We start from the raw sequence: 1,135 nt of genomic DNA, 5'->3' as shown, positions 1-1,135 counted from the left end.
AGGGAGCCCATCGGCGTCGACTTGGTGATCTTGCCGACTTCGCTGGTGGGGCTGTACTGGCCTTTGGTGAGGCCGTAGATCCGGTTGTTGAAGAGGAGGATCTTCAGGTTCACGTTGCGGCGCAGGGCGTGGATGAGGTGGTTGCCGCCGATGGACAGGGCGTCTCCGTCGCCGGTGACGACCCACACCGACAGGTCGCGCCGGCTGGAGGCGAGGCCGGTGGCGATGGCGGGGGCGCGGCCGTGGATGGAGTGCATGCCGTAGGTGCTGAGGTAGTAGGGGAAGCGGGAGGAGCAGCCGATACCGGAGACGAAGACGATGTTCTCCTTCGCCAGGCCGAGTTCGGGCATGAAGCCCTGGACGGCGGCGAGGATGGCGTAGTCACCGCAGCCGGGGCACCAGCGCACCTCCTGGTCGGACTTGAAGTCCTTCATGGACTGCACGGCCTCGGCCTTGGGCACCAGCGACAGCGCCTCGATGCCACCCGTCCCCGCGCCTGTGGCGGTGGCTGTGGCTGTGCTGTGTGAGGTGGTCGTCTCGGCAGTCGTCTCAGCCATCGATGGCCTCCTTGAGGGCGGTGGCGAGCTGCTCGGCCTTGAACGGCATGCCGTTCACCTGGTTGTAGGAGTGGGCGTCCACCAGGTACTTCGCCCGGATGAGGGTGGCGAGCTGGCCGAGGTTCATCTCGGGGATCACGACCTTGTCGTAGCCCCGCAATACGGTGCCCAGGTTGCGGGGGAAGGGGTTGAGGTGACGCAGGTGGGCCTGCGCGATCACCTCGCCCGCCGCACGCAGCCGCCGTACCGCCGCCGTGATCGGCCCATACGTCGAACCCCACCCCAGGACCAGGGTGTCCGCCGCCCCCGACGGGTCCTCGACGTCCAGGTCGGGGACGTCGATCCCGTCGATCTTCGCCTGGCGGGTACGGACCATGAAGTCGTGGTTGGCCGGGTCGTAGGAGATGTTGCCCGTGCCGTCCTGCTTCTCGATCCCCCCGATACGGTGCTCCAGACCCGGTGTGCCCGGGATCGCCCACGGCCGGGCCAGGGTGTGCGGGTCACGCTTGTAGGGCCAGAACACCTCGGTGCCGTCATCCAGCGTGTGATTGGGCCCCTGCGCGAACTGGACCCGCAGG

Annotated in this window: 1 protein-coding gene and 1 pseudogene; both read right to left on the bottom strand. The window is 67.8% G+C overall.

Annotated elements, in window-relative coordinates; all coding sequences use genetic code 11:
• Window positions 1-557, bottom strand: a 557-nt coding sequence (locus ACIBLC_RS41905; protein ID WP_399216740.1) for a thiamine pyrophosphate-dependent enzyme, incomplete at its 3' end; no start/stop codon positions are given.
• A pseudogene (locus ACIBLC_RS41900) lies at window positions 550-1,135 on the bottom strand (2-oxoglutarate ferredoxin oxidoreductase subunit alpha); the annotation flags it as partial. The pseudogene ACIBLC_RS41900 and the gene ACIBLC_RS41905, both read right to left, overlap by 8 nt.

Source organism: Streptomyces sp. NPDC050535 (genome assembly GCF_044457665.1).
Taxonomy (GTDB): Bacteria; Actinomycetota; Actinomycetes; order Streptomycetales; family Streptomycetaceae; genus Streptomyces.
The sequence above is the reverse complement of the archived record's forward strand: the minus strand, read 5'-3'. Positions and strand labels throughout refer to the sequence as shown.